This is a genomic window from Affinundibacterium nitidum (genome assembly GCF_014284155.1).
In the GTDB taxonomy this organism is placed as follows: domain Bacteria; phylum Pseudomonadota; class Gammaproteobacteria; order Burkholderiales; family Burkholderiaceae_D; genus Undibacterium; species Undibacterium nitidum.
The window spans coordinates 1-255 of record NZ_JACOFZ010000062.1 but is presented as its reverse complement, the minus strand read 5'-3'; the positions used below and the strand labels follow the sequence as shown (position 1 = coordinate 255).

Here is a 255-nt window from a genome sequence, read left to right as displayed (position 1 = left end):
CTGCCATCACTCATGGTGGCAAATCGTACAATCCCGACATCGATCCCGATGGCGCTTGTCGCAGCGGGTAATGGTTGTTCAACTTCTCGCTGCGTCTGGATCGAAACGAACCATTTTCCACTAGAATAGCTGACAGTGACATTTCTCACTTCACCCAACACATCACGACTATTGCGGTAACGAATCCACCCGAGCTTAGGCAGGAATATACGGCTGTTGGGCTGATCTAATTTGCATCCTTGAGGATAACGGAAG

1 pseudogene is annotated in these 255 nt (G+C 49.4%); it reads right to left on the bottom strand.

What is annotated here, in order from left to right:
• Positions 1 to 255: pseudogene (locus H8K36_RS19035) on the bottom strand (RNA-guided endonuclease InsQ/TnpB family protein); the annotation flags it as partial.